Source organism: Saccharopolyspora sp. (assembly GCF_017434145.1).
GTDB classification, from domain to species: Bacteria; Actinomycetota; Actinomycetes; order Mycobacteriales; family Pseudonocardiaceae; genus Saccharopolyspora_C; species Saccharopolyspora_C galaxeae.
Map to the genome: position 1 here is coordinate 1 of NZ_JAFRFW010000362.1, position 4,037 is coordinate 4,037.

Annotated in this window: 3 protein-coding genes and 1 pseudogene; 2 read left to right on the forward strand and 2 right to left on the reverse strand. The window is 66.9% G+C overall.

Annotated elements, in window-relative coordinates; translation table 11 throughout:
- Nucleotides 1-373: 373 nt before the first annotated feature.
- Together IJH84_RS29240 and IJH84_RS09855 are read left to right on the forward strand one after the other, a co-directional pair.
- Nucleotides 374-757: pseudogene (locus IJH84_RS29240) on the forward strand (YDG/SRA domain-containing protein); the annotation flags it as partial.
- A 211-nt stretch (nt 758-968) separates the two neighbouring features.
- Nucleotides 969-1,268 (forward strand): HNH endonuclease, encoded by a 300-nt coding sequence (locus tag IJH84_RS09855; RefSeq protein WP_367269002.1) that lies wholly within the window; start codon nt 969-971, stop codon nt 1,266-1,268.
- Between the two features lie 57 nt (nt 1,269-1,325).
- Here IJH84_RS09855 and IJH84_RS09860 read toward each other — a convergent pair whose 3' ends face one another.
- Nucleotides 1,326-3,602 (reverse strand): ADP-ribosylglycohydrolase family protein, encoded by a 2,277-nt coding sequence (locus IJH84_RS09860; RefSeq protein WP_295143042.1) that lies wholly within the window; start codon nt 3,600-3,602, stop codon nt 1,326-1,328.
- The coding region (locus IJH84_RS09865; protein WP_295143044.1) for a hypothetical protein at nt 3,599-4,037 on the reverse strand (439 nt) is incomplete at its 5' end. The genes IJH84_RS09865 and IJH84_RS09860, both read right to left, overlap by 4 nt.

Here is a 4,037-nt window from a genome sequence, read left to right on the forward strand (position 1 = left end):
CCGCGATCCTTCAGAGTGACGGCCGCGCGCGTCACTCGCTCGACTCGCGGCTCTCACCAGACAAAACGAAGAGCGCCACAAAACGACCTCGCGGACAGGTGTTACCCCGTAGAGTGGCGACGTGGATCTGGCGAACCTCGCTGAGAGCGATTTGCAACGCACCTTGCAAAAGTACGACCAGCTTAAGCCTGACCAGGTTAGGCGCACGCATCAAGCGCCAGCAGGAGGGCAATCCTTCCTTATACGCGACAGGAAGCATTACGAACTTCGCGCCATCGCAAGCATCCTCCAAGAAGAAACCGGCCTAGCTGTAGAACTGTCCTCAGCGGAAACACACCTCGCTGCACACCTGGAAACCATGGGAAATGTGGTGATGCGCACGCCTGAGAAGCCCGCTAAGGTAATTGACGATATACCCGGAATCGCGACCGGCCACCGTTTCCGTTCTCGACGGGAGGCGCACGTGCTGGGCGCCCATCGAGCCCTTCAGGCGGGGATCACCGGAAACCGAGAGCACGGCGCCGAGTCCATCGTCGCCTCCGACGGATACGAAGACGATGAAGACTACAAGACGTGGCTGATCTACACCGGCCATGGCGGCAGAGGTGGTACCGGACACCAGTTCGGCGACCAAAGCTTCGGCGCACCTGGAAATGCCGCCCTGCGCTTCAGCCAGCTGACCGGATCACCAGTCAGAGTAATCCGGGGAGCGAGCCCGAAAAGCCAAAACCAGCACCTCCCCAAAACGGGCCTGCGGTACGATGGTCTCTACCTAGTAGAAGACTCTTGGAGTGAACCGGGAAAGAGCGGAAATAAATCTGGTCTGCCGGTTTCTTTTGACACAGCTGACGGAGGACGCAGACCAGGTCGCAGAGCCATCATCAGAAAGCCCGGCGGGAAATTCACACCCACAACGGACGCGCCGCACCGTAAGCCAGGTCAAGCGTCTAGCCGAGGTGCGCAAGCAGGTGTTGAAGAGTTACCGGTTCACCTGCCAAGCGTGCGAAGTCCGGCTCATGATAAAAGATCAGCCATACGCGGAGGGTGCGCACATACGCGCTGTCGGGTACCCGCACAATGGACCAGACGTAGCCGAGAACATGCTCTGCCTGTGCCCCAATTGCCACGCGCAGTTCGATGCGGGCGCAATAACCGTCGATGACGATCTGAACCTAAGCCGAAACGGTGAACCGGCCGGCAAACTGCATGTTGTTAAGGAGTGTCATCCTTCCTTTGAACAGCTGGCGTATCACCGCGCAACGAGCTAGGGCTCTTCGCGGTTCAGCAAGCGTCGAGGGCACAGGGCCGCGAGAACCCCGTCAACCTCACCACCTCGGATACCGCCGCAGCCAGCCGTCTCGGGTGAAGTCGTCGTGGTACGGGTTGCGGCGACCGAAGTTCCAGTAGGCGTCGTCGGCGACTTCCTGGACGAGGTCGGTGAGGTCGAGGGCTTCGAGCCAGTCCTGCGGCAATCCGGCGACGCCGGTGCGGGCACCGATGAGGGCTCCCGCGAGCGCTCCGGTCAGGGCGCTGCGGCCGGAATGGTTGACCGCGCTGAGCAGCGCGACGCGGGGATGGGCTTCGCGTTTGGCCGCCGCCAGCAGGGCGCGGCCGAGCACCGAGGTCGTGTCCTGCCCGGTACCGATGGCTTCGAGCTCATCGACATCGTCGGCGAGGTATTCGTGCCTGCGATCGGCCACATGCCGGAGGGTTCCCGCGACCTGCTCGCCGGCCTGCCCGGCCGGCTCGCGGAACTCCTGGTCCAACAGCTCGAGCAGCTGCATCCAAGTCGGGTTCACGAACTTCGCCGAGGTGATGAGCCGGAAGAAGATACCGCTCAACGCATCCGCAGCGGCCGCGTCGACGGACGCGCGGTGCCAGCCGTAAGCCAACGAGCCGGCACCGTGCGACGAGACCGCTTCCGGCAACGACCACATCAGCATCATCGGCCCGTGCAGCCCGGTGTCGTTCGACGGATCGGCCACTGCCCGCTGAACCGCCCCCAACAGCCCGTCCGGAACGCCGCGGCGGAATCGCACCTCCGGCACCCGGCTCAAGAAACCGTCCGGTTCGGGATGCCGCGGGGCGAGCGGTCCCGCCGCCTGCTGCCACGGCACGCCTTGCGCGGACAACCACCGGGCGTGCGCGGAAGCGATCGCGGCGGTGACGTCGGATGGATGCTGCGGTCCCTTGAAGTCCATGCAGCGGATGGCGCCCTCGGTCAGGAACAGCAGCAGTTGAGTACGCCAGCTCACCTGGCCGGAACGGTCGAAAGCGGGCTCCATGTCCTGCACGCCCCGCGCGCCGAACCGGTCCTGGATCTCCTGCCAGGACCAACCGTCCACCGCGGCCCCCAGCGCGTCGCCGAGCGCGAAACCGGCGTATGCACCCACTACCGCATGCCAGGAACGGTGCAGGTCGGATCCGCCGACGTTCGGGAACTTCCCGAAGTTCGCCACATCCGGGCGCAACCGGCCGGCGTCGTCGTGTCGCGCCAGGAGGCCGTTGGCGTGCAGATCCGATGGCCAGCTCTGCCCGCTGATGTCGTCGCCGGAGTCCGCGAGCCCGCCGAATCGGTTCACGCGCACGGTCGCCCTGGCGTTGGCCGCGTGCCACGCCTGCCCGAGGATCATGCGCTGCCGCTCCTGCCCGGTCAGGTCGTAGCCGCTCTCCCGCGCCTGGCGGATCGCGCTTTCCGGGACACCCAGCTTCGAGTCGAGGCCGAACCGCTGCCGGATTTCCTCCGCGCCCTGATCCAGCGAACCGTCCGGTCCGATCTCGGTGACCAGCTGCGGTTCCTCCGGCCGGAAACCGGGGTAGTCGGCGCAGGTGCGGGCGAGTTCCTCGGCGGTGACCTCGGTGCTCGGATAGCTCTGCGGGTTGAGCACCATCGCGGTCCCGGGAAACCGCTCGGCGAAGGTCGGCACGGTCATCCGCAGCCATCGGAGCGCCTGCGGGATCTTGCGCGGCGAGCTGTACACGTCGAGTTTGCGCCTGCCACCCGCAGTGTCGACGGTGACGTCATCACCGCTGCTGCCCACTGGCACGAGCACGACAGTTTTCAGCAGCCCCACCAGGAACTGAGCCCGTTGGAGCCGGATCGCCTGGTAGTTCAGCAACGCCTCGAGCGGATTCTGCGACCGGGGGAATCCGGCACGCTCCGGGCCGACCCGGTAATCGGGGTTCGGCCGCTCTTCCCGGCTGCCGTCCGGGTGCTCGACCTGCCAGCCCGCCACCGCGTGCCGCGGCACGCCCAGCGCGTGGAAGCCCGCCTCCCGGTACTCCGGGTCGATGATCTCGAGGTACCTCGGCTGCCCCGGCCAGTCCACCGGAGCGGAGAAACCCGGGTGCGGCGTGGTGTTCGCGGACCGCAGCTCGCCCTCCGGCTCGGTGACGATCAGCCGCGGCGGCGGGAAGATCCGCTGCATGGAGTCGCCGCCGTCGAGGAAGGCCACGTTGTCCCACGGCACTTCCCAGCCCTCCGGGCCGCGCTGCACGCTGTCGTGATCGACCCGGACGCCGTCCGGAGTGTCGAGGGACATCCCGACGGCGCTCATCCACCGTTGCGCGAGCGCGATCGCGTCGGCCTTCTCCACGGTCACGGGGTCCTTCCTCGATCCTGTCCGGGCATGCCCGCTCCAGCCTCGTGCAACCACCGCTGTCCGGCCGAGGTGGGGGTCCAGCTCTGGGTGTCCGGCCGGTAGGTGCCGAGCACTTCCTCGGCGCCGGTGGGGTCTTCCGCGACGAGCTCGGCGGGGCCGCCGAACTCCGCGCCGCCTGGCCCATCCAAGGCGCCCTCCTGGTCCGGTGTCTCGAAGCGCAGCTTCACGCCCGCCGCATCGTCGAAGCCGCCGGAACCGAGATCGACCAGCGCGTCCTTGCGGAACATGGCCTGCCTCCCGTCGTGCGTCGCGACCGGGCCGGGATCCTGATTGCCGAGGTACCGGGCGGCCAGGTCCGGCGGGATCGTCCGCTCCCGATGGTGCGTGATCGACCCGGTGTCGCCGGGGCGCCACGGCTGGCGATCCCGGGACTCG